Origin of the sequence: Streptomyces sp. NPDC126503 (assembly GCF_040302405.1) — a bacterium.
Lineage (GTDB): Bacteria > Actinomycetota > Actinomycetes > Streptomycetales > Streptomycetaceae > Streptomyces > Streptomyces gulbargensis.
Map to the genome: position 1 here is coordinate 243813 of NZ_JBEORS010000005.1, position 22701 is coordinate 266513.

Genomic DNA, 22701 nt, shown 5'->3' on the forward strand with positions numbered 1-22701 from the left:
CGGGGGCGGGTGCGGGCGGTGCTCAGTAGCTCGGCAGGCTGCGGGGGCCGAGGTCCGTACGGGGCGGGGGCGGGGCGAGGCGGACGGTGGCACCGAGGACGGAGAGCCCGCGGGGGGCCACCACGACGGGCTCCAGGGAGACCGCGACCACCTCGGGGTGGTCGTCGACCAGCCGCGACACCCGCAGGAGCAGCTCCTCCAGGGCCGGGGTGTCGACGGGGGCGGAGCCGCGCCAGCCGAAGAGGAGCGGGGCGGTGCGGATGGACCGGACCAGCTCGGCGGCGTCCCGGTCGGTGGCCGGAACCAGCCGGTGGGCCGTGTCGCCGAGGAGTTCGGAGGCCGCGCCCGAGAGCCCGAAGGAGAGGACCGCGCCGACGGCCGGGTCGATGGCCGAGCGGACGACGGTGTCGACGCCCCTCGGCACCATGGCCTGGACGACGGGCTGCAGCTCCTCCGGCTTGCCGAGGACCTCGGTCAGCTCGGCGTAGGCGGTGCGGAGCTGTTCCTCGGTGGCCAGGTCGAGCCGGACTCCACCGAGGTCGGGGCGGTGGCGCAGGTGCGGGGCGGTCGTCTTGAGGGCCACCGGGTAGCCGAGGCGGGCCGCCGCGGCGACGGCGGCGTCGGGGCCGGGGGCGGGCAGGGCGGTCAGGACCGTGATCCCGTACCGGTCGAGGAGTTCCGCTGCCTGTCCGGCGCCGAGGGTGATGCCCCGGCCGTCCTCGGTCGCCTCCGCGAGGCCCCGCTCGATGAGCGCGGCGGCCCCCGCCTCGTCGATGTCCTCATACTCGGGCACCCGTCCCGGCTCGGCCGCCTGCCGTCGCCACTGCCCGTACCGTACGGCCTCGGCGAGCGCCCGCACGGCCCGCTCGGCGGCGGGGTAGGCGGGGATCGTGCGGCACTCGGTCCCGCCGGTTCCACCGTCGGTTCCGCCGTCGGCGCCACCGGTCCCGCCCCCGCGGGCGTCGCCCGTACGGGCCGCGCCGGCCGCGTCCGTACGCGAGTCGGGTGCCGCGCCGGGGGCGGAGGCGGTGCCCGTGCCCGTACGGGTGGCCCTGCCCGCGTCCGTACGGGATCCGGTTGCGGTCCCTCCGCCGTCGGGACGGCCCGGGGCGGGCGGACGGGTGCTCGTGGCGGCGGCGAGGGCGTCCGCGAGGGCGCCCATCTCGACGTGGACGACGACCACCGGCTTGGCCGCGCCCGGGACGGAGGCGACGGCCGCGCGGAGGGCGGCGGCCAGGGTCTCGCCGTCGCCCGACTCGGTGGCGCCGTTCTCCCCCACCCAGGGGATCGCGGTGACGACGACCGCGTCGCTGGTCTCGTCGGCCAGCGCCGCCGCCAGCGCGTCCCGGAAGTCGGCCGGGCCGGCCGCGGTCGTCAGGTCGAGGGGCCGCAGCGGGCGCAGCCCCTCCGTCAGGCAGGCGTCGTAGGTGAGGAGGCCGAGCGACTCCGAGTTGCCGAGGATCGCCACCCGGGGCCCGGAGGGCAGCGGCTGGGCAGCGAGGAGGAGGCCCGCGTCGACGAGTTCGGTGACGGTGTCGACGCGGATCACCCCGGCCTGGCGCAGCAGCGCCGAGACGGTGGCGTGCGGGACGCGGGTGACGGGCACGCGGTGGCCGGGCGGGGCGCTGCCGCTGTGCCGGGCGCCCTTGACGACGACCACCGGCTTGACGGCGGCCGTGCGGCGGGCCAGCCGGGTGAACTTGCGGGGGTTGCCGATGGACTCCAGGTAGAGCAGGACGACGTCGGTGCCGGGATCGTCGTACCAGTGCTGGAGGAAGTCGTTCCCTGAGACGTCGGCGCGGTTGCCGGCGGAGATGAAGGAGGACAGGCCCGCGCCGCGCCGGTGGAGTCCGGCGAGGAGGGCGATCCCGATGGCGCCCGACTGGGCGAAGAGGCCGATCCGCCCGGTGGCCGGCATCTGGGGGGCGAGCGAGGCGTTGAGCCGGACGTCCTCGGCGGTGTTGATGATGCCGAAGGCGTTGGGGCCGATGATCCGCATCCCGTAGGAGCGGGCCTGGCGTACGAGGGCGCGCTGGCGCTCCCGGCCGGCCGGGCCGCTCTCCGCGTATCCGGCGGAGAGCACGACCAGGCCCCGGACGCCGTGCTCGCCGCAGTCGGCGACGGCCTCGGGGACCCGCTCGGCGGGGACGGCGACGATCGCGAGGTCGACCGGTTCGCCGATGGCGGCGACGGAGGGATGGGCGGGGACGCCGTCGAGCCGTCCCGGCCCGTCGGTGAGGGCGGCGTTCACCGCGTACACCTGTCCGGTGAAACCGCTGTCGAGCAGATTGCGCAGGACGGTCCGGCCGACACCGCCGGGTGTGCGTCCGGCGCCGACGACGGCGACGGAACGGGGGGCGAGGAGCCGCTGCACCGAACGCGCCTCGGCGCGCTGCTCGCGGGCGCGCTGGACGGCGAGGGAGCGGTCGGTGGGTTCGAGGTCGAGGTGGAGGCGGACGGAGCCGTCCTCGAAGCTGCGCTTCTGGGTGTAGCCCGCGTCCGTGAAAACCTTGATCATCTTGGTGTTGGCGGGCAGGACCTCGGCGGCGAAGCGCCGGATGCCGCGCTCGCGCGCGACGGCCGCGATGTGTTCGAGGAGGGCGGAGGCGACGCCCCGGCCCTGGTGCGCGTCCTGGACCAGGAAGGCGACCTCGGCCTCGTCGGCGGGGGCGGAGGCGGGCAGCCCCTGGGCGTTGATGCGGTCGTAGCGCACGGTGGCGATGAACTCCCCGCCCACGGTCGCGGCGAGTCCCACGCGGTCCACGAAGTCGTGGTGGGTGAAGCGGCGGACGTCCTTGGCGGAGAGCCGGGGGTAGGGCGCGAAGAAGCGGTAGTACTTCGACTCGTCCGAGACCTGCTCGTAGAAGCTGACCAGCCGGTCGGCGTCGTCGGTGGTGATGGGCCTGATGCGCGCGGTCCCGCCGTCACGGAGGACGACGTCCGCCTCCCAGTGGTCCGGGTAGACGTGCTCCGGTGCTGCCGTTGATGCCTGTCGTGCCGCCGCTTCCGACTCTTCCGACGCGCTCTGCATGGGGCAAGCGTACGGCCGGGGTACGACGGTGGCACCGGTCGCGCGGCGGGGGTGTGCCGTGCAAGGTGGGGAGGGCCGGGCGGCGGCCCGCGCGGGGCCGGTCCTGCGCGAGCACCGCGCATCCCGTGAGACACTGGTCTAGACAACCCGCTTGAGACTTGAAGGGCAACACCATGGCTGAGCGCCGCGTCAACGTCGGCTGGGCCGAGGGCCTGCACGCCCGCCCCGCCTCCATCTTCGTCCGTGCCGCCATGGCCTCCGGCGTTCCGGTGACGATCGCCAAGGCCGACGGCAACCCGGTGAACGCCGCGTCCATGCTCGCGGTGCTCGGCCTGGGGGCGCAGGGCGGCGAGGAGATCGTGCTCGCTTCGGACGCGGAGGGCGCCGAGGCCGCTCTGGACCGTCTCGCGAAGCTGGTGGCTGAGGGTCTCGAGGAGCTTCCCGAGACCGTCTGAGCCCGGCGCGGGTCCGCCCGCCGCTCGGCACGTGGCCGCGAAGGGCCGGGGTCCGCTCGTGGGCGCCCCGGCCCTTTCGCGTATGTGCGCCCGCCTCATAATTTCTTTCGCCGTGGGGGCGGACCGACCGAATTCACTTCGCGCTCCTGGCGATATTCGAGCAGCACGAAATACCCCCGCTTTTCCTTCTCCCTTTGTAGGGCACGCGTGTTAATTCCGCGCACTCGCCGTGTTGACGACATGTTGCGTAACCCTCACACGCCCGCGCGCCGGCCTTTTCAGCCGGTGCAGCGGCAGCGAGTGCTCCGCGTGCATCGCCGTCAGCGCGCGGGCGCGCTCGGCGTCCCCGCGCGCCACCGCGTCGACGATCGCACCGTGCTCGGCCCAGGCCTCCACGGGCCGCTCGGGCTGCTCCACCACGTACATCCAGGCGATCTTGTGTCGCAGCTGGGTGAGCAGGGCGGCGAGGGCGGGTGAGCCGGAGGCCTGTGCGAGCGTCTCGTGGAACCAGCCGCCGAGCGGGCGCAGATCCTCCCCCTGTCCTCGCCGGGCCCGCTCCTGTCCCAGCCTGACCAGGCCGCGCAGCACCTTCAGATGGGCCTCGGTGCGCCGCTGCGCCGCGCGGGCCGCGCCCAGCGGTTCGAGCAGCGCCCGGACGTCGAGCAGATCGGCCGCCTCCTGCTCGGTGGGCTCGGCGACATGGGCGCCGGCGTGCCGGCGGCTGACGACGAAGCCCTCGGACTCCAGGGTCCGCAGGGCCTCGCGGACCGGGACGCGCGAGACGCCGTACCGGCCGGCGAGCTGTTCCTCCGTCAGCCGGCTGCCGGGCTCCAGAACCCCCGAGACGATGTCGTCCCGGATCGCCGTGCACACCGATTGCGCGGGAATGCGCATGTCCGACCTCCGCTTTGTTCCGCGCAGCGCTCGGCACCCCTCGGTGCCTTTTCCGCGATTTCATTGCACGCGACTCTAGGGCAGTGGGCGGGAAATTCCGATGGGCCGGTCCCTTTCAGGGCTTTCTTTTGGCCGAAGAAAAACCCCGGCTCGCGGGGAGCCGGGGCGGGGTGGAGCTGACGGTCGGGCGCCTCAGACGGCGACACCACGGGCGCGCAGGTACGCGACCGGGTTGATGTCCGAGCCGTACTCGGCGCTGGTGCGGGCCTCGAAGTGGAGGTGCGGTCCGGTGGAGTTGCCGGTCGAGCCGGAGACGCCGATCTGCTCCCCGGGCTCGACGGTCTGACCGACGTACACCTCGATGGAGGCGAGGTGACCGTACTGGGTGTACGTGCCGTCGTTCATCCGGATGACGATGTTGTTGCCGTACGCGCCGCCCCAGCCGGCCTCGACGACGGTGCCGGCCCCGACGGAGACGACCCGGCTGCCGTAGGCGGCGTGGAAGTCGACACCCGAGTGGCTGCCGGAGGACCAGAGGGAGCCGCCGGTCTTGTACCCCGTGGAGACGTACGAGCCGGCGACCGGGAGCTGGAAGGAGGCGAGGCGGCGGCGCTCGGCCTCACGGGCGGCGCGCTCGCGGGCCTCGCGGATCTCCTGGGCGCGGGCCTCGGCCTTGCGCTTCGCCTCGGCGCGGGCCTTTTCCTTGGCGGCGGTCTCGAAGGCTTCCTGCTCCTGGGCGGCGACCTGGGCGTTGACGCGGTCGGCGAGCGAGTCCTCGGTGATGACGCGGGTGAGGCCGGTGTCCTCGGGGGAGCGGTCCTCCGTGTCGGCGGCGAGCGCCGGCGAGGCGAGGGTTCCGATGACGCCGGAGGTCGCGAGGGTGGCCGCGCCGGCGATGCCCACGCCGCGGCGCGCCATCCGGCTCGGAGCACGATGCTTCCCGGTGGCACGGGTGAACGCCAAGAGGACGGTCCTTTCCTTCCTTCTCGCCTACCGGGTTAGCTGACGGGTTCGGAGCAGGAAGGTCTCCTACGGGCCCCTCCGCGCGCGGCGAAGGCGTCCGATTCACCCCAGGGACTACGTGCGGGTCCCCGGCTCCCCAGGCTCGCGCCTGACGGGGACTCGGCGATCGCTGTCCGATGCCGCGGGTGCGGCGCGTGCAACGGGCGGACAGCGCCCATGACGCTATGCGTACGGTCTTTCAATCGGCAAACAAACCAGGCTGTTTGTAAGACATACCACAGGGCAGACGCGCACCCTTGCCCCCAATACGGACAAAGCGGAGGACCCTGACGTCCTGTGACATCAGGGTCCTCGCGTCCGGCGCCGGCCGAGTCCCGGTGAAAGGGACCGGCCGGCCGGTCGACCGTCAGCCGGTCACGACGGTCACCTCGCCGATGCCGAGGGCGCGCACGGGCTCCTCGATCTGCGCGGCGTCGCCCACCAGGACGGTCACGAGCCGGTCCACGGGGAAGGCGTTGACGACCGCGGCCGTGGCCTCGACCGTGCCGGTCTCGGCGAGCCGCGCGTACAACTGCGCCTGGTAGTCGTCCGGCAGGTGCTGCTCGACCTGGTCGGCGAGCGTGCCGGCGACGGAGGCTGCCGTCTCGTACTTGAGCGGCGCCACGCCCACCAGGTTCTGCACGGCCGTCTCGCGCTCCGCGTCCGTGAGCCCCTCCGCGGCGAGGGTCCGCAGCACCTTCCACAGGTCCTCAAGTGCCGGGCCGGTGTTGGGGGTGTCGACGGAGCCGCTGATGGCGAGCATCGACGCGCCGTTGCCCCCGGCGTCGGAGCGCAGCACCTGCGCGAAGGCCCGCACCCCGTAGGTGTAGCCCTTCTCCTCGCGCAGGACGCGGTCCAGGCGGGAGGTGAGCGTGCCGCCGAGGCAGTACGTGCCGAGGACCTGGGCCGGCCACACGCTGTCGTGGCGGTCGGGGCCGACCCGGCCGATGAGCAGCTGCGTCTGAACGGCGCCGGGACGGTTCACGATGACGACCCGTCCGGTGTCGTCGGCGGTGATCGGCGGCATCGGGCGCGGCTCGGCCTGCTCACCGGTCCAGGCGCCCAGGGTCTCGGCGAGCACCTTGTCGAGGTCGACGTCGGTCAGGTCCCCGACGACCACGGCGGTGGCCGTGGAGGGCCGGACGTGCGCCTCGAAGAAGGCGCGGACGGCGGCGGCGTCGATCGCGGCGACGGTCTCCTCCGTACCCTGGCGCGGCCGGGAGATGCGGGAGTCGGCCGGGAAGAGTTCCCTGGAGAGCTGCTTGGCCGCCCGGCGGGACGGGTTGGCGGTCTCGTGCGGGATCTCGTCGAGGCGGTTGCGCACCAGGCGCTCGATCTCGGACTCCAGGAACGCCGGGGCGATCAGGGCCTCGGCGAGCAGGCCGAGGGCCTTGGTCAGCCGGGAGACCGGGACCTCCAGGGAGACCCGTACGCCCGGGTGGTCCGCGTGCGCGTCGAGGGTGGCGCCGCACCGCTCCAGCTCCGCCGCGAACTCCTCGGCGGTGTGCTCGGCGGTGCCCTCGGACAGGGCGCGGGCCATGATGGTCGCCACGCCGTCGAGCCCGGCGGGCTCCGCGTCCAGCGGGGCCGCCAGGAAGATCTCCACGGCGACGACCTGCTGGCCGGGGCGGTGGCAGCGCAGGACGGTCAGGCCGTTGGAGAGCGTGCCCCGCTCCGGTGCCGGGAAGGCCCACGGCTTCGCCGTGCCGGCCGTCGGCCGCGGGTGGAACTCCATGCTGGTCAAAGACACGGCAGCGTCGCTCACTGGTCGGCTCCCTCTTCCTCGTCGCCGTCGTTCTCCTCGGTGCTCAGCGGCTCGTAGACGAGCACCGCGCGGTTGTCGGGGCGCAGCCGCGCCGCGGCGGCCTCCCGCACCTCCTCGGCGGTGACCGACAGCACCCGGTCCACCGCGGTGAGGGCGAGCTGCGGGTCGCCGAACAGAACGGCGTACCGGCACAGTTCGTCGGCGCGGCCGGCGACCGTGCCGAGCCGGTCGAGCCACTCGCGCTCCAGCTGGGCCTGGGCGCGCTCCATCTCCTCGGGCGTCGGGCCCTCGGCGGCGAAGCGGGCGAGCTCCTCGTCGACGGCGGCCTCGACGCGCGGCACCTCGACGCCGCCGGAGATCTTGACGTCCAGCCAGCCGAGCGAGGGCGCCCCGGCGAGCCGCAGCAGGCCGAAGCCGGCGGCGACGGCCGTACGGTCGCGGCGGACCAGCCGGTTGTGCAGGCGGGAGGACTCGCCGCCGCCGAGGACGGTCAGGGCGAGGTCGGCCGCGTCGCACGCGCGCGTGCCGTCGTGCGGCAGCCGGTAGGCGGCCATCATCGCGCGCGCGGGGACCTCCTCCACGACGACTTCCCGAAGCTGCTCACCGATGATGTCGGGCAGCGAGCCGTCGCGCGGCGGCCGCTTCCCGTCGTGGGACGGGATGGAACCGAAGTACTTCTCGATCCAGGCGAGCGTCCGCTCCGGGTCGATGTCGCCGACCACCGACAGCACCGCGTTGTTCGGCGCGTAGTACGTGCGGAAGAAGTTCCGCGCGTCCTCCAGCGTGGCCGCGTCCAGGTCGGCCATCGAGCCGATCGGGGTGTGGTGGTACGGGTGGCCCTCCGGGTAGGCCAGCGCCGTCAGCTTCTCGAAGGCGGTGCCGTAGGGCACGTTGTCGTACCGCTGGCGGCGCTCGTTCTTCACGACGTCCCGCTGGTTCTCCATCGACTCCTCGTCGAGGGCCGCGAGCAGCGAGCCCATGCGGTCGGCCTCCAGCCAGAGCGCCAGCTCCAGCTGGTGCGCGGGCATGGTCTCGAAGTAGTTGGTGCGCTCGAAGCTGGTCGTGCCGTTGAGCGAACCGCCCGCCCCCTGCACCAGCTCGAAGTGGCCGTTGCCGTGCACCTGCTTCGACCCCTGGAACATCAGGTGCTCGAAGAGGTGGGCGAGGCCCGTGCGGCCCGGCACCTCGTGGCGCGAACCGACGTCGTACCAGAGGCAGACCGCGGCGACCGGGGTCAGGTGGTCCTCGGAGAGCACCACGCGCAGGCCGTTCGCCAGCCGGTGCTCGGTCGCTGTCAGGCCGCCGGAGCCGGCCTCGGCCGTGGCCGTGTGACCCATGGGCATGTACGTCCCTTCGATCGCGATGTGGAAAAGTCCTGCCACTGTATGCAAGCGCGCCGACACCTGGCGAAGTTCCCGGCCTCCCGCCATGTCCCTCGTCCGGGTCGCGGTCCGCGTTGTCGGTGGCACGGTCCACAATGGTCCGCGTCAGAACAACCTTGTTGGTGAAGCAATCCACCTTGTTGGTGAAGGAGCCGCAGCCGCGATGGCCCGCCGCAGCACGAAGACACCGCCGCCGGACGACGCGTACGAGGAGAGAATCCTCGACATCGACGTCGTCGACGAGATGCAGGGCTCCTTCCTCGAGTACGCGTACTCGGTGATCTACTCGCGCGCGCTGCCCGACGCCCGCGACGGCATGAAGCCCGTCCAGCGGCGCATCGTCTACCAGATGAACGAGATGGGGCTCCGTCCCGACCGCGGCTTCGTCAAGTGCGCGCGCGTCGTCGGCGAGGTCATGGGCAAGCTGCACCCGCACGGCGACGCCTCGATCTACGACGCGATGGTCCGCATGGCACAGCCCTTCTCCATGCGCCTCCCCCTCGTCGACGGCCACGGCAACTTCGGTTCCCTGGGCAACGACGACCCGCCGGCCGCGATGCGGTACACGGAGTCGCGGATGGCTCCGGCCGCGCTCCTGATGACCGACTCGATCGACGAGGACACGGTCGACTTCGCGCCGAACTACGACGGTCAGGAGCGGGAGCCGGTCGCGCTCCCCGCCGCCTACCCCAACCTGCTGGTCAACGGCGCCTCCGGCATCGCCGTCGGCATGGCCACGAACATGCCGCCGCACAACCTCGGCGAGGTCGTCGCGGCCGCCCGCCATCTGATCCGCCACCCCAACGCGGACCTCGAGACCCTGATGCGGTACGTGCCCGGCCCGGACCTGCCGACCGGCGGCCGGATCGTCGGCCTGGCGGGCATCAAGGACGCGTACGAGTCGGGCCGCGGCACCTTCAAGATCCGCGCCACGGCGACGGTGGAGAACGTCACGGCGCGCCGCAAGGGCATCGTCGTGACCGAGCTGCCGTTCTCGGTCGGCCCCGAGAAGGTCATCGCCAAGATCAAGGACCTGGTCGGGTCGAAGAAGCTCCAGGGCATCGCCGACGTCAAGGACCTCACCGACCGGGCCCACGGCCTGCGCCTCGTCATCGAGATCAAGAACGGCTTCGTGCCCGAGGCCGTCCTGGAGCAGCTCTACAAGCTGACGCCGATGGAGGAGTCCTTCGGCATCAACAACGTGGCGCTGGTCGACGGGCAGCCGCTGACGCTCGGCCTCAAGGAGCTCCTGGAGGTCTACCTCGACCACCGCTTCGAGGTGGTGCGGCGCCGCTCCGAGTTCCGCCGCGGCAAGAAGCGCGACCGGCTCCACCTGGTCGAGGGCCTGCTCGTCGCGCTCCTCGACATCGACGAGGTCATCCGCCTGATCCGGCAGAGCGAGAACTCCGCGCAGGCGAAGGAGCGCCTCATCGAGCGCTTCTCGCTGAGCGAGGTCCAGACCCAGTACATCCTGGACACCCCGCTGCGCCGGCTCACCAAGTTCGACCGCCTGGAGCTGGAGTCCGAGCGCGACCGGCTCACCGGCGAGATCGACGAGCTGACCGGGATCCTGGAGTCCGACGCCGAGCTGCGCAAGCTGGTCTCCTCGGAACTGGCGTCCGTCGCCAAGAAGTTCGCCACCGACCGCCGCACGGTCCTGCTGGAGTCGGCGGGCGCGCCGGCCGCGACGGTCTCCCTGGAGGTCGCGGACGACCCGTGCCGGGTGCTGCTCTCGTCGACGGGCCTGCTGGCCCGCACGGTGACCGAGGAGCTGCCGCCGACGGTGGAGGGCAGGCGCGCCAAGCACGACGTGATCGTCTCGGCGGTCGCGGCGACCCAGCGCGGCGACGTCGGCGTGGTCACCTCGGCCGGGCGGCTGCTGCGGCTCGCGGTGATCGACCTGCCGCAGCTGCCCGACACGGCCGCCGCGCCGAGCCTGGCGGGCGGTGCGCCGCTGGCCGAATTCGTCTCCCTGGAGCCCGGGGAGACGGTGGTCTGTCTGACGACGCTCGAAGAGGCCTCGCCGGGCCTGGCGATCGGCACCCTCCAGGGCGTGGTCAAGCGGGTGGTGCCGGACTACCCGGCGAACAAGGACGAGCTGGAGGTCATCACCCTCAAGGAGGGCGACCGGATCGTCGGCGCGACCGAGCTGCGGACGGGCGAGGAGGACCTGGTCTTCATCACCTCCGACGCCCAGCTGCTGCGCTACCCGGCCTCCCAGGTGCGGCCGCAGGGCCGGCCGGCCGGCGGCATGACGGGCATCAAGCTGGCGGCGGGCGCCGAGGTGATCTCCTTCACCGCGGTGGACCCGGCGGCCGACGCCGTGGTCTTCACGGTCGCGGGCGCCACCGGCACCCTGGAGCCCGCCTCCGGTACGTCGGCGAAGGTGACGCCCTTCGACCAGTACCCGCGCAAGGGCCGGGCGACCGGCGGCGTGCGCTGCCAGCGGTTCCTGAAGGGCGAGGACGTCCTGGTCCTGGCCTGGGCGGGCGCCACCCCGGCCCGCGCGGCCCAGCGCAACGGCACCCCGGTGGAACTGCCCGAGCCGGACCCGCGCCGCGACGGCTCGGGCACGCCGCTCGCCAAGCCGGTCGAGGTCGTCGCGAGCCCGGTGTCCTGACCGCGTCCGGAGCCGGGGCCCCCGGCCTCGGTTCCGGACCCCCGGGGTTCACGCCTCGGCCGCGTCGCCGCCTTCGTCGGCCTCGTCGGCCTCTTCGGGCTCGTCGCGGTGGGGGACGAACCGCAGGACGCCCCACATGCTGTGCTCGTCGGGGACGTCCTGCGGCCCGTGCTGCTCGCAGGCGGCGAGTTCCTTGCGGAGGGCCGCCGCGTCGATGCCGGAGCCGATGAGGACGAGCTGGGTGAGGCGCTCCTCGCCCTCCGGCCACGGTTCGGGGTAGAAGCGCAGGAAGCGGCCGACGGCGTGGACGGCGTACCGGTGGGCCGGGTCGGCGGCCCCGAGGTCGATGAAGCCCTTGATCCGGTAGAGGCCCTCGGGACGGGAGTCCAGGAAGGCCATCAGCCGCCGCGGGTGCAGCGGGACGGCCGTGGCGAGGGAGAGCGTCTCGTAGGTCGCGTGCGGGTGCGCGTGCTCCTCGTCCCCGGAGCCGTACAGGATGTCCTCGATCGACATCTGGCCCTCGATCTCACCCTCGGCCACCACCCGGTCGAAGAGGAGCTCCGGGTCCACCCGCCCGTGCGAGGCCTCGACGACGGCGGCCCGCCCGGCGAGGCCGGCCACGGTCTCCCGGACGGCCCGCAGCGCGTCCCCGGCGACCCGGTCGGCCTTGTTGACGACCACGAGGTCGGCGATGGCGAGGTGCCGGTCGGTCTCCGGGTGCCGGCGCCGGGTGGAGTCGAACTCGGCGGCGTCCACGACCTCCACCAGGCCGCCGTACACGATCCGCTCGTTCTCGCTGGCGAGGATCATGCGGACCAGCTCCTGCGGCTCGGCGAGGCCGCTCGCCTCGATCACGATCACGTCGAGCCGGGCCTCGGGGCGGGTCAGGACCTCCAGGTAGGTGTCCAGCTCGCTCGCGTCCACGGCGCAGCACAGGCAGCCGTTGCCGAGGGAGACGGTGGAGCCGACCTGTCCGGCGACGGTCATGGCGTCGATGCCGATGTCGCCGAAGTCGTTGACCATGACCCCGATCCGGGTGCCCCGTGCGCTCCGCAGGAGGTGGTTGAGGAGCGTGGTCTTGCCGGCCCCGAGAAACCCGGCGAGGACGACGACGGGGATCTGGTGGGTGGTCAAGGTGAGGTGCCTTTCGTGTGCTCGGTCCTGTCCCGCGGCCCGCGCGCCGCGGAAAGGTTCAGGATAGGCGGGCGGACGCGGCGGCCGAATTCCGGCGGGCAGCCGTACGGGGCCGGAGACCGGCGCGGTACGGCCCCGCCGCGCACGGAGCGGAAGCCGGGGCGCACCGGATCCCGGCGCCGTGGGCCGGGCCCGTACCCGCCCCGAGAGCCGGTACTTCCGGTCGTGGGCCGTCGCCCCTTACCGTTTCCGGCATGAGCCCCGCACCGACCGGCCCCGCGCGGCCCCCCGTACGCCGTCTGCGGTTCGGATGGCCGCGGCGGGTGTTCTCGCAGGTCCTGCTGATGCAGCTGGCCGTCGCGACGGGCGTCACCGTTCTCGCCACCGGCCTGTTCCTGGCCCCGCTGAGCGCCCAGCTCGACGACCAGGCCATGCGGCGGGCCCTCGCCATCGCCGAGAGCACCGCCTCGCCCCGGCTCGCGGCGGAGCTGACCGCCACGCCGCCGTCGGCGGGCGGCCCGGTCCAGGCCGAGGCCGAGCGGGTCAGGCTCTCCACGGGCGCCGAGTACGTCGTGGTCCTGGACGGGCGCGGCGTGCGCTGGTCGCACCCCGACCCGGCGCAGATCGGCCGGCGGGTCTCCACCGATCCGAGCACCGCGCTGGCCGGTCACGAGGTGATGGAGATCGACAGCGGCACCCTCGGCCGCTCGGCGCGCGGCAAGGCACCGCTGCGGGACGCCGGCGGGCGGATCGTCGGCGCGGTCTCGGTCGGCATCGAGTACGACAGCGTGCGGGCCCGGCTCCTGGCCGCCATCCCCGGGCTGCTCGCCTACGCCGGCGGAGCCCTCGCGGTGGGCGCCCTCGCGGCGTACCTGATCTCCCGGCGGCTCCAGCGCCGCACGCACGACCTCGCGTTCTCCGACATCTCCGCGCTGCTCGCCGAGCGGGAGGCCATGCTGCACGGCATCCGGGAGGGCGTGGTCGCCCTGGACCGGGCCGGGGCGGTACGGCTCGTGAACGACGAGGCCCAGCGTCTGCTCGGGCTCGGTCCCGAGGCGGCGGGGCGCCCGCTGGAGGAGCTGCTCGGCCCGGGCCGTACCGCCGACGTCCTCGCCGGGCGGGTGACGGGTGAGGACCTGGTGGCCGTCCAGGGGCACCGGGTGCTCGTCGCGAACCGGATGCCCACGCACGACGGGGGCGCCGTCGTGACGCTGCGCGACCGCACCGAGCTGGAGCGGCTCGGGCGCGAGCTGGACTCCACCCGGGGTCTGATCGACGCCCTGCGGGCCCAGGACCACGAGCACGCCAACCGCCTGCACACCCTCCTTGGACTGCTCGAGCTGGAGATGCACGAGGAGGCCGTCGCGTTCGTCACCGAGGTCGTGGGCGTCCACCGGGCCACCGCCGAGCAGGTCACGGAGAAGGTGCGCGACCCGCTGCTGGCGGCGCTGCTCGTGGGCAAGGCGACCGTGGCCGCCGAGCGCGGCGTCTCTCTGCGGATCGCGCCGGAGTCCCTGCTTCCGGACCGGCTGGTCGACCCGCGCGAGCTGGTCACCGTCGTCGGGAACCTGGTGGACAACGCCCTGGACGCCGTCGCCGGTGCCCCCGGCGCCCGGGTGGAGGTGGCGCTCGCCACCCGTGGCCGTACCGTCGTGCTGACCGTCGCGGACACCGGCCCGGGCGTCCCGGAGGAGAGCCGGGAGCTGATCTTCACCGAGGGATGGTCCACGAAGGAACCGCCGTCCCACGGCAAGCGGGGGCTCGGTCTCGCGCTCGTGCGCCGGCTCGCCGAGCGCCGCGGCGGCACCGCCCTGGTCGCCTCCGGCCCGGACGGGGGCGCGGAGTTCACCGTGGTCCTGCCCGACGCGCTGAGCGATCCGGAGCCCTCCGCGGACCCCGCGCCGGCCGCCCCGGAGGTCCTGGGGGAGGCGGCACGGTGATCGACGTACTCGTGGTGGACGACGACGTGCACGTGGCCCGGATCAACGCGGCCTACGTCGCCAAGGTGCCCGGCTTCCGGGTCGTGGCCACCGCGCATTCGACTTCCGAGGCGTTGGCCGCCCTGGCCGAGCACCCTGTGGACCTGGTCCTGCTGGACCATTACCTGCCGGACGAGAACGGTCTGGCGGCCGTACGGGAGCTGCGGGCGCGGGGCCACCAGTGCGACGTGATCATGGTGACGGCGGCCCGGGACGTGGCGACCGTGCAGGCCGCGATGCGGCACGGCGCGCTCCAGTACGTGGTGAAGCCGTTCAACTTCGCCGGGCTGCGCGCCAAGCTGGAGGCGTACGCGTCCCTGCGCACCGCCCTGGAGGGCGGGGGCGAGGCGGAACAGGCCGAGGTGGACCGGATCTTCGGCACGCTGGCGGCCGGGACGGTCGCCCCCGACCTGCCCAAGGGCCACTCCCCCACGACCGCCGAGCTGGTCCGCCAGGTGCTGCTCGCCGCCGGTGGCCCGCTCTCCGCCCAGGAGATCGCGGACCGGGCCGGCGTCAGCCGCCAGACCGCGCAGCGCTACCTCAAGCTCCTGGAACGCACCGGCCGGGTGCGGCTCTCGCTCCGGTACGGGGAGACGGGCCGTCCCGAACACCGCTACACCTGGGCGCCCTCCCCGCCGCCGGGCCTCTGAACTCGCCCGCGCCCTGACGGCGGCGGGAGGACCGCCGGACCGTGTCACACGGCGCCGGCCCCCGTCAGCGCCCTGACCTCGCTCTCGGCGTGCCGTGCCGCGTCGGGCGGCTCGGGTGAGGTGACCGTGCCGATCCAGCCGGCGAGGAAGCCGAGCGGAATGGAGACCACTCCGGGGTTCTGCAGCGGGAAGACGTGGAAGTCGAGGCCGGGGAAGACCGCTTCCGGGCTGCCCGAGACGACCGGCGAGAAGAGGACGAGCAGCACCGCGGGGATCAGGCCGCCGTAGACGGACCAGACCGCTCCGCGGGTGGTGAACCGGCGCCAGAAGAGGGAGTAGAGCAGCACCGGGAGGTTGGCGGAGGCGGCGACCGCGAAGGCGAGGCCGACGAGGAAGGCCACGTTGAGGTCGCGGGCGAGGAGCCCGAGGCCGATGGCGGCCGCTCCGATCCCCGCGGCGGCGAACCGGGCCACGGCCACCTCGCTGTACGGCGTGGAGTGGCGGCGGCGCAGCGACCGGTACAGGTCGTGGGCGACCGAGGCCGAGGAGGCCAGGGTGATGCCGGCGACGACGGCGAGGATGGTGGCGAAGGCGACGGCGGCGACGACCGCGAACAGCACGGTGCCGCCGGTGGAGCCGGCGCCTCCGCCGAGGTCGAGGGCGAGCAGCGGTACGGCGGTGTTGCCGGAGGCATGCGAGGCGCGCACGGCGCCGGGGCCGATGAGGGCGGCCGCTCCGAAGCCGAGGACGATGGTCATCAGGTAGAAGCCGCCGATGAGCCCGATGGACCAGACGACGGACCGGCGGGCCGCCCGGGCGGTGGGCACGGTGTAGAAGCGCGACAGGATGTGCGGGAGGCCCGCGGTGCCCAGGACGAGGGCGAGGCCGAGGCTGATGAAGTCGAGGCGGGCGGTCCAGTCGCCGCCGTAGCGCAGGCCGGGGGCGAGGAAGTCCAGGCCGTGGCCACTGCGTTCGGCCGCGGTGGAGAGCAGGGCGTTCACGTCGCCGTGGAAGCGGAGCAGGACGAGCACGGTGAGGGTGATCGTGCCGGCCATGAGAAGGACGGCCTTGACGATCTGGATCCAGGTGGTGGCGCGCATGCCGCCGAGCGACACGTAGATCACCATCAGGGCGCCGACGCCGACGACGGTCCAGGAGCGGGCCGCCTCGCTGGTACCGCCGAGGAGCAGGGCGACCAGGCTGCCCGCGCCGACCATCTGGGCGACGAGGTAGAGCACCGAGACGACCACGGAGGAGCTGCCGGCGGCGATCCGTACGGGCCGCTCGGCCATGCGGGCGGCGATGACGTCGGCGAGCGTGAACCGGCCGCAGTTGCGGACCAGTTCGGCCACCAGCAGGAGGACGACCAGCCAGGCCACGAGGAAGCCGACGGAGTACAGCATGCCGTCGTAGCCGTAGAGCGCGATCAGTCCGGAGATGCCGAGGAAGGAGGCGGCGGACATGTAGTCGCCGGCGATGGCGAAGCCGTTCTCCAGGGGGGAGAAGAGCCTGCCGCCGGCGTAGAACTCCTCGGCGGAGCCCTGCCGGTGCCGGCTGACCCAGGTGGTGATGCCCAGGGTGACGGCGACGAAGACGCTGAACAGCACGAGTGCCAGGGTCTGGTGGCTTCCGGTCATCGCGGCGCCACCCCCCGGGTCATCTCCTGGGTGTCCCAGCGCAGTTCGAGGGCGGCGCGGTCTCGGCGCAGCCGTGCGTGGCGCGCGTACGCCCAGGTGAGGAGGAAGGTGGTGAGGAACTGGCCGAGTCCCGCGATCATGGCCACGTTGACCGCCCCCGCGACGGGGCGGGCCATGAGACCCGGGGCGGCCGTGGCGGCCACGACATAGGCGAGGTACCAGAGGAGGAAGGCGAGGGTCGCGGGGAACACGAACCGGCGGTAGCGGCGGCGCACCTCCTGGAACGCGGGGCTCCGCTGGACCTCCAGATAGATCTCGGCGGCGCTGTGGGCCCGCTGCCGGGGCACCCCGTCCGCCGGGCCGGCGCCGTGCGCCGTGGCCTCCTCGTACGTGACCCCGGCGGAAGGCACCGCCTCGTACCAGGGGTCGTCGGCCGGCGTCGTCGCGACGCCGGTCCCCTCCTGCTTGTCCACCTGCTCCACCGGCCAACTCTCCTTGTCAGCGAACCGTTTCGGCCGCTTGCCCAAGGATGGACAGAGCAGGAAGATCTTGGACTCTTCTCCCCCCTCACTTCACCCCATCAGGTGACCTGGCCCCCACGCGTCCTGACCGGGCCGGGCCGATATGCGTACCGCGTCCACCCGGCCCGCCCCGTTCGGGCCGGTCCCCCCGCGGGGAGGACCGGCCGGTTCAGGCGTCGATGCGCGAGCGGTCGAGGGTGGCGGCGGAGCTGGTGATGAACTCCTTGCGGGGCGCCACGTCGTTGCCCATGAGGAGGTCGAAGACCTGCTCCGCGGAGTCCAGGTCGCCGATGTTGATCCGCCGCAGAGTGCGGTGGCGCGGATCCATCGTGGTCTCCGCGAGCTGGTCGGCGTCCATCTCGCCCAGACCCTTGTAGCGCTGGATGGAGTCCTTGTAGCGGACGCCCTTGCGCTGGAACTCCAGCAGCGTCTGCCGCAGCTCGTTGTCCGAGTACGTGTAGACGTACTTGTCCTGGCCCTTCTTGGGCTGGACCAGCTCGATGCGGTGCAGCGGGGGTACGGCGGCGAAGACCCGGCCGGCCTCGACCATGGGGCGCATGTAGCGCTGGAAGAGGGTCAGCAGGAGCGTGCGGATGTGGGAACCGTCGACGTCGGCGTCGGTCATCATGATGACCTTGCCGTAGCGGGCGGCGTCGATGTCGAAGGTGCGGCCCGAGCCCGCTCCTATGACCTGGATGATCGCCCCGCACTCCGCGTTCTTCAGCATGTCGGCGACGGACGACTTCTGGACGTTGAGGATCTTGCCGCGGATGGGCAGCAGGGCCTGGAACTCGCTGTTGCGGGCGAGCTTGGCCGTGCCGAGCGCGGAGTCGCCCTCGACGATGAACAGCTCGCTGCGCTCCACGTCGTCGCTGCGGCAGTCGGCGAGCTTGGCCGGCAGGGAGGAGGACTCCAGCGCGGTCTTCCTGCGCTGTGCCTCCTTGTGCTGCCGGGCGGCGATACGGGTCCGGGCCGCGGCGACGGCCTTCTCCAGGACGGCCCGCGCCTGGGCCTTGGCGTCCCGCTTCGTGGAGGTCAGGAAGGCCTTGAGCTCCTTGGCGACGACGTTCGCCACGATCCGCCGGGCGGCCGACGTGCCGAGGACCTCCTTGGTCTGCCCCTCGAACTGCGGCTCGGCGAGGCGGACCGTCACGACGGCCGTGATGCCCTCCAGGGCGTCGTCCTTGACGATGTCGTCCTCGGCGACGCGGAGCATCTTGGCGGAGCGCAGCACCTCGTTGACCGTCTTGGTGACGGCCTGCTCGAAGCCGGAGACGTGGGTGCCGCCCTTGGGGGTGGCGATGATGTTGACGAAGGACTTGACCGTGGAGTCGTACCCGGTGCCCCAGCGCAGGGCGACGTCGACGCCGAGCTCGCGGGTGACCTCGGTGGGGGTCATGTGCCCGCGGTCGTCGAGGACGGGGACGGTCTCCTTGAAGGTGCCCTGCCCGGTGAGGCGCAGGACGTCGCAGACGGCCTTGTCCTGGGCGAGGTACTCGCAGAACTCGCTGATGCCCCCGTCGAAGCGGAAGGTCTCCTCGCTCTTGCCCACCCCGTCCAGGTCGCGCTCGTCGCGGACGACGATGGTGAGGCCGGGCACGAGGAAGGCGGTCTGCCGGGCGCGCTGGTGCAGCGTGTCCAGGGAGAGCTTGGCGTCCTTGAGGAAGATCTGGCGGTCGGCCCAGTAGCGGACCCGGGTGCCGGTGCGCGTCTTCGGCACCCGCTTGGTCTTGCGCAGGCCGTTGCCCGGGTCGAAGGGGCTGTCGGCGCCCTGCTCGGTGAAGATGCCGGGCACACCGCGGCGGAAGCTGATCGCGTGGGTCGCGCTGTTCCGGTCGACCTCGACGTCGAGACGGGCGGAGAGGGCGTTGACGACGGAGGCGCCGACGCCGTGCAGACCACCGGAGGCGGCGTAGGAGCCGCCACCGAACTTGCCGCCGGCGTGGAGCTTGGTCATGACGACCTCGACGCCGGACAGACCGGTCTTCGGCTCCACGTCGACGGGGATGCCGCGGCCGTTGTCCCGGACCTCGACCGACCCGTCGTCGTGGAGGATGACCTCGATGTGGTCGCAGTAGCCGCCGAGGGCCTCGTCGACCGAGTTGTCGATGATCTCCCAGAGGCAGTGCATCAGGCCGCGGCTGTCGGTGGACCCGATGTACATACCGGGACGCTTGCGAACCGCTTCGAGCCCTTCCAGTACGAGCAGGTGCCGCGCGGTGTAGTTGGAACCGTCACGGTCTGCGGTCAGCAGCGCACTGGACGGCACGGACGTTTCGGCGGTCACGCGGTTCGCTCCTCGCTGAATTTGAAATCCTGGCCCGGTGGGTAAGGCCCGGCGTCGTTCACCGGTCAGAGGGTACCGATGCCTGGTAGAGCCGTTGCCACGCCACCCTCCGGTTTCCTCATGCTAGTCCACGGTCGCATGCGTGTTCGATCCCTCGAAGGGGTGACGTGAACATCACGTTCCCTTCCAGGCATGAACCATTTAGGCTCCGGGCACGTCCTCATGAACAACCGGCGTCCGCGCCGGGAGGACGGACCGACACCAGCAATGCGAAATCCGTAGAGCGACGCAATACGGCTCATTCGCCGCCAACCGGCAGCAGACAGCCACCTCGGGAAAAAGTTTCGAGGAAAAGCCAGGAGCGGGAACGTTTTCGGCCTGGTTGGATGTTGACCCTGGTACGACAGCTCGTCGAGCTAGAGAAGAGGCGACGTGACTACTGTTCTGACCCCCGCGAGCCCCCTGACGGCCGCTGACCGCTGCGACCGCTGCGGCGCCCAGGCATACCTGCGTGTCGTCCTGACCAGCGGAGGTGACTTGCTCTTCTGCGCCCACCACGGTCGCAAGTTCGAGCCGGAACTCAAGAAGATCGCCGTTGAGATACAGGATGAGACGGACCGGCTCACCGACGTGCCGGCCCGCACGGTGGGCGACGAGCACTGACGCCTCCGCGCATCATCCACGACGAGCCAAGGGCCGGTCGCTGACCGGACGGCGGGCGGCCACCCCCGCGCACATGGGGGGTGGCCGCCCGTTCTCGTATCCTCCGCCCGTGCGGAGACGCTCTCAGAACCGCTCGGGCAGCATCGCCGAGACCCGCGTGTAGACCCCCGGGTTCTCCGGCTGCCCGCAGCCGCTCCCCCAGGACACGAGGCCGACGAGCCGCCCCCCGGCCACCAGCGGGCCACCGCTGTCACCCTGACAGGCGTCCTTGCCGCCGCGGGGATCACCCGCGCACAGCATCGTGTCGCCCCGGTACGCCACTCCGCCGCCCTCCGGATACGCCCGCTCACACGCCGCGTCCGGCAGCACCTCCACGCGCGCGGTGCGCAGGGTGGAGGCGTAACTCCCGTTGCCGCTCGTGTCACCCCAGCCGTAGACGTCCGCCGGCGTGCCGGGCGCCTGGGCGGCGTCCCCCGGCCGGGCGACGCCGATCACGTACGACCCCGGCAGCGCGTTCGCCAGGGTGAGCACGGCGAGGTCGCCGGAGTTGGTCGTCGGATCGTAGTCCGGGTTGACCCAGGTGTCGGAGATCCGCACCTCCTGGCCGCCCTCCCCGCGCAGTTCCGCACGCCCCGCGATGACCGCCAGGTCCCGCACCTGCCACGGCTCGCCGCCGAGCACCTCGCGCCCCAGGCAGTGCGCCGCCGTGAGCACCTTGGTGGGCGCCACGACGACGCCTCCGCAGAACTGTCCGGCACGGGTACCCCCGAACCGGTCACGGCTGGACAGCGCCACGACCCACGGGGCGTCCGTGATGCGGGCGGGCCCGCCGCCCACCACGACACTGTCGGCGGCGACGGGGGAGGCGCCCACCACCTGCCCCGCCGCCGCCACGATCACGCCCAGGGCACCTGCCACTGCTCGTGCGAAGGGACCACGCATGGAGCCTCCTGACTCTCCGCTGATGTCGGTTCACCCAGCGTCCAGCACACACGGAAAGCCCGCACCCGCGCACGCCGAAGGGCCCGGTTCCCCCTTTCGGGGGGCCGGGCCCTTCGGTCGCGCTTTCGATCAGTCGAGGTAGTCGCGCAGAACCTGCGAACGCGACGGGTGACGCAGCTTCGACATCGTCTTCGACTCGATCTGGCGGATCCGCTCGCGGGTCACGCCGTAGACCTTGCCGATCTCGTCCAGCGTCTTCGGCTGGCCGTCGGTGAGACCGAAGCGCATCGAGACGACGCCCGCCTCACGCTCGGAGAGGGTGTCCAGGACGGAGTGCAGCTGCTCCTGGAGGAGCGTGAAGCTGACCGCGTCGGCCGGAACGACCGCCTCGGAGTCCTCGATGAGGTCACCGAACTCGCTGTCGCCGTCCTCACCCAGGGGGGTGTGCAGCGAGATCGGCTCACGCCCGTACTTCTGGACCTCGATGACCTTCTCCGGGGTCATGTCGAGCTCCTTGGCCAGCTCCTCCGGGGTGGGCTCACGGCCCAGGTCCTGGAGCATCTGGCGCTGCACGCGCGCGAGCTTGTTGATGACCTCGACCATGTGCACCGGGATACGGATGGTGCGGGCCTGGTCGGCCATGGCGCGCGTGATCGCCTGACGGATCCACCAGGTGGCGTACGTGGAGAACTTGTAGCCCTTGGTGTAGTCGAACTTCTCGACGGCGCGGATCAGACCCAGGTTGCCCTCCTGGATCAGGTCCAGGAACAGCATGCCGCGGCCCGTGTAGCGCTTGGCCAGCGAGACCACCAGTCGGAGGTTGGCCTCCAGGAGGTGGTTCTTGGCCCGGCGGCCGTCCTCCGCGATGATCTCCAGCTCGCGCTTGAGCTTCGGGGCGAGCTTGTCGGAGTTGGCCAGCTTGTCCTCGGCGAACAGACCGGCCTCGATGCGCTTGGCGAGCTCGACCTCCTGCTCGGCGTTGAGCAGCGGGACCTTGCCGATCTGCTTCAGGTAGTCCTTGACCGGGTCGGCGGTGGCACCGGCCACGGCGACCTGCTGGGCGGGAGCGTCGTCCTCGTCCTCGTCGGACAGGACGAAGCCCTTGTTCTCGCCCTCGGCCTCCTCGTCCTCGCCCTTGCCGGGCGCGACGTCCTCGAGCAGCTCCTCACCCTCGAGCAGCTCGTCGGAGTCCTTCTTCGACGCGGTCTTCTTGGCGGCCGTCTTCTTCGCGACGGTCTTCTTGGCCGTGGCCTTCTTGGCGACGGTCTTCTTCGCGGCCGCCTTCTTGGCGGGCACCCCGACCTCGTCGGACGGGTCGGTGCTCTCGGCCGCCGGGGCCGCCGCGCCGGACGCGACGGTCGTCTTCGTCACGGTCGACCTGGCGGTGACGGTCTTGGTGGCGGTGCGCTTGGCAGGACTCTTCGCTGCGACGCTCTTGCGGGCGCGCTTCGGCGACTCCGCTGCACTGACCATCAGCGTCACACCCTCTTCCTCGAGGATCTGATTGAGGCTGCGCAGAACATTCTTCCACTGGGTTGGCGGAATCTGGTCAGCCTCGAAGGCCCGACGCACGTCATCGCCGGCGATCTGCCCATCAGCCTTTCCCCGCTCGATGAGCGCCATCACAGACTCGGACTCGGCGATCTCCGGCGGGAGCGTACGGGATGTGCTGGCCGACACGAACAACCTCTCGGAACGATGGAAACGGCTTCCGGCCCCGCCCTGATCGGGCCGGAGCC

16 protein-coding genes and 1 riboswitch are annotated in these 22701 nt (G+C 72.3%); of the genes, 5 read left to right on the forward strand and 11 right to left on the reverse strand.

The features are described 5' to 3' along the window. Positions 1-22: 22 nt before the first annotated feature. Positions 23-3031 (reverse strand): bifunctional acetate--CoA ligase family protein/GNAT family N-acetyltransferase, encoded by a 3009-nt coding sequence (locus ABTY40_RS09625; RefSeq protein ID WP_352059000.1) that lies wholly within the window; start codon positions 3029-3031, stop codon positions 23-25. Between the two features lie 173 nt (positions 3032-3204). On the opposite strand from ABTY40_RS09625, the gene ABTY40_RS09630 reads away from it, so the two are divergent. Beyond that, positions 3205-3486, forward strand: a complete 282-nt coding sequence (locus ABTY40_RS09630; RefSeq protein ID WP_309050903.1) for an HPr family phosphocarrier protein — start codon at positions 3205-3207, stop codon at positions 3484-3486. Between the two features lie 210 nt (positions 3487-3696). On the opposite strand, the gene ABTY40_RS09635 is transcribed toward ABTY40_RS09630, so the two are convergent. The 4 genes from ABTY40_RS09635 to ABTY40_RS09650 all read right to left on the reverse strand — a co-directional run bounded on the left by ABTY40_RS09635 (position 3697) and on the right by ABTY40_RS09650 (position 8490). Then, a complete protein-coding gene (locus ABTY40_RS09635) occupies positions 3697-4380 on the reverse strand; it encodes a GntR family transcriptional regulator (protein WP_352059001.1) in 684 nt (227 codons plus the stop codon). A 192-nt stretch (positions 4381-4572) separates the two neighbouring features. After that, the gene (locus ABTY40_RS09640) at positions 4573-5343 is read right to left on the reverse strand and encodes a M23 family metallopeptidase (protein WP_352059002.1); all 771 of its coding nucleotides are present in this window, start codon (positions 5341-5343) and stop codon (positions 4573-4575) included. Positions 5344-5353: 10 nt separating this feature from the next. Beyond that, positions 5354-5518, reverse strand: a riboswitch (cyclic di-AMP (ydaO/yuaA leader). Between the two features lie 231 nt (positions 5519-5749). Continuing rightward, on the reverse strand, positions 5750-7117 hold the full coding sequence (locus ABTY40_RS09645; RefSeq protein WP_352059079.1) for a M16 family metallopeptidase: 1368 nt from the start codon (positions 7115-7117) through the stop codon (positions 5750-5752). 26 nt (positions 7118-7143) lie between these two features. Beyond that, entirely contained in the window at positions 7144-8490 is a 1347-nt protein-coding gene (locus ABTY40_RS09650) for a M16 family metallopeptidase (protein ID WP_352059003.1), read from the reverse strand. Between the two features lie 202 nt (positions 8491-8692). Here ABTY40_RS09650 and ABTY40_RS09655 point away from each other — a divergent pair, with 202 nt between their 5' ends. Further along, a complete protein-coding gene (locus ABTY40_RS09655; protein WP_352059004.1) occupies positions 8693-11149 on the forward strand; it encodes a DNA gyrase/topoisomerase IV subunit A in 2457 nt (818 codons plus the stop codon). A gap of 48 nt (positions 11150-11197) precedes the next feature. Here the strand turns inward: ABTY40_RS09655 and ABTY40_RS09660 are convergent, their stop codons facing one another. Further along, on the reverse strand, positions 11198-12283 hold the full coding sequence (locus ABTY40_RS09660; protein ID WP_352059005.1) for a CobW family GTP-binding protein: 1086 nt from the start codon (positions 12281-12283) through the stop codon (positions 11198-11200). Positions 12284-12537: 254 nt separating this feature from the next. Here ABTY40_RS09660 and ABTY40_RS09665 point away from each other — a divergent pair, with 254 nt between their 5' ends. Both ABTY40_RS09665 and ABTY40_RS09670 read left to right on the forward strand, forming a co-directional pair. After that, the gene (locus tag ABTY40_RS09665; protein ID WP_352059006.1) at positions 12538-14223 is read left to right on the forward strand and encodes an ATP-binding protein; all 1686 of its coding nucleotides are present in this window, start codon (positions 12538-12540) and stop codon (positions 14221-14223) included. Continuing rightward, positions 14220-14912, forward strand: coding sequence for a DUF7342 family protein (locus ABTY40_RS09670; protein WP_352059007.1), 693 nt, complete (start codon positions 14220-14222; stop codon positions 14910-14912). The genes ABTY40_RS09665 and ABTY40_RS09670 overlap by 4 nt, the downstream gene beginning before the upstream one ends. 44 nt (positions 14913-14956) lie before the next feature. On the opposite strand, the gene ABTY40_RS09675 is transcribed toward ABTY40_RS09670, so the two are convergent. From ABTY40_RS09675 to ABTY40_RS09685, 3 genes are all read right to left on the reverse strand, one after another. After that, positions 14957-16549 carry a monocarboxylic acid transporter gene (locus ABTY40_RS09675; protein WP_352059008.1) on the reverse strand — a complete coding sequence of 531 codons (1593 nt, stop codon included), beginning with the start codon at positions 16547-16549 and terminating at the stop codon, positions 14957-14959. Then, complete coding sequence (locus ABTY40_RS09680; RefSeq protein WP_502990538.1) at positions 16546-17022, reverse strand: DUF485 domain-containing protein; 477 nt, start codon at positions 17020-17022, stop codon at positions 16546-16548. Before ABTY40_RS09680 ends, ABTY40_RS09675 begins: the two co-directional genes overlap by 4 nt. 217 nt (positions 17023-17239) lie before the next feature. After that, on the reverse strand, positions 17240-19357 hold the full coding sequence (locus tag ABTY40_RS09685; RefSeq protein WP_345284275.1) for a DNA gyrase/topoisomerase IV subunit B: 2118 nt from the start codon (positions 19355-19357) through the stop codon (positions 17240-17242). Between the two features lie 432 nt (positions 19358-19789). Here ABTY40_RS09685 and ABTY40_RS09690 point away from each other — a divergent pair, with 432 nt between their 5' ends. Continuing rightward, on the forward strand, positions 19790-20020 hold the full coding sequence (locus tag ABTY40_RS09690) for a DUF7455 domain-containing protein (protein ID WP_030211728.1): 231 nt from the start codon (positions 19790-19792) through the stop codon (positions 20018-20020). 123 nt (positions 20021-20143) lie between these two features. Here ABTY40_RS09690 and ABTY40_RS09695 read toward each other — a convergent pair whose 3' ends face one another. Beyond that, the gene (locus ABTY40_RS09695) at positions 20144-20962 is read right to left on the reverse strand and encodes a S1 family peptidase (RefSeq protein ID WP_352059010.1); all 819 of its coding nucleotides are present in this window, start codon (positions 20960-20962) and stop codon (positions 20144-20146) included. 129 nt (positions 20963-21091) lie between these two features. Next, complete coding sequence (locus tag ABTY40_RS09700; RefSeq protein ID WP_352059011.1) at positions 21092-22642, reverse strand: RNA polymerase sigma factor; 1551 nt, start codon at positions 22640-22642, stop codon at positions 21092-21094. Between the last annotated feature and the right edge of the window lie 59 nt (positions 22643-22701).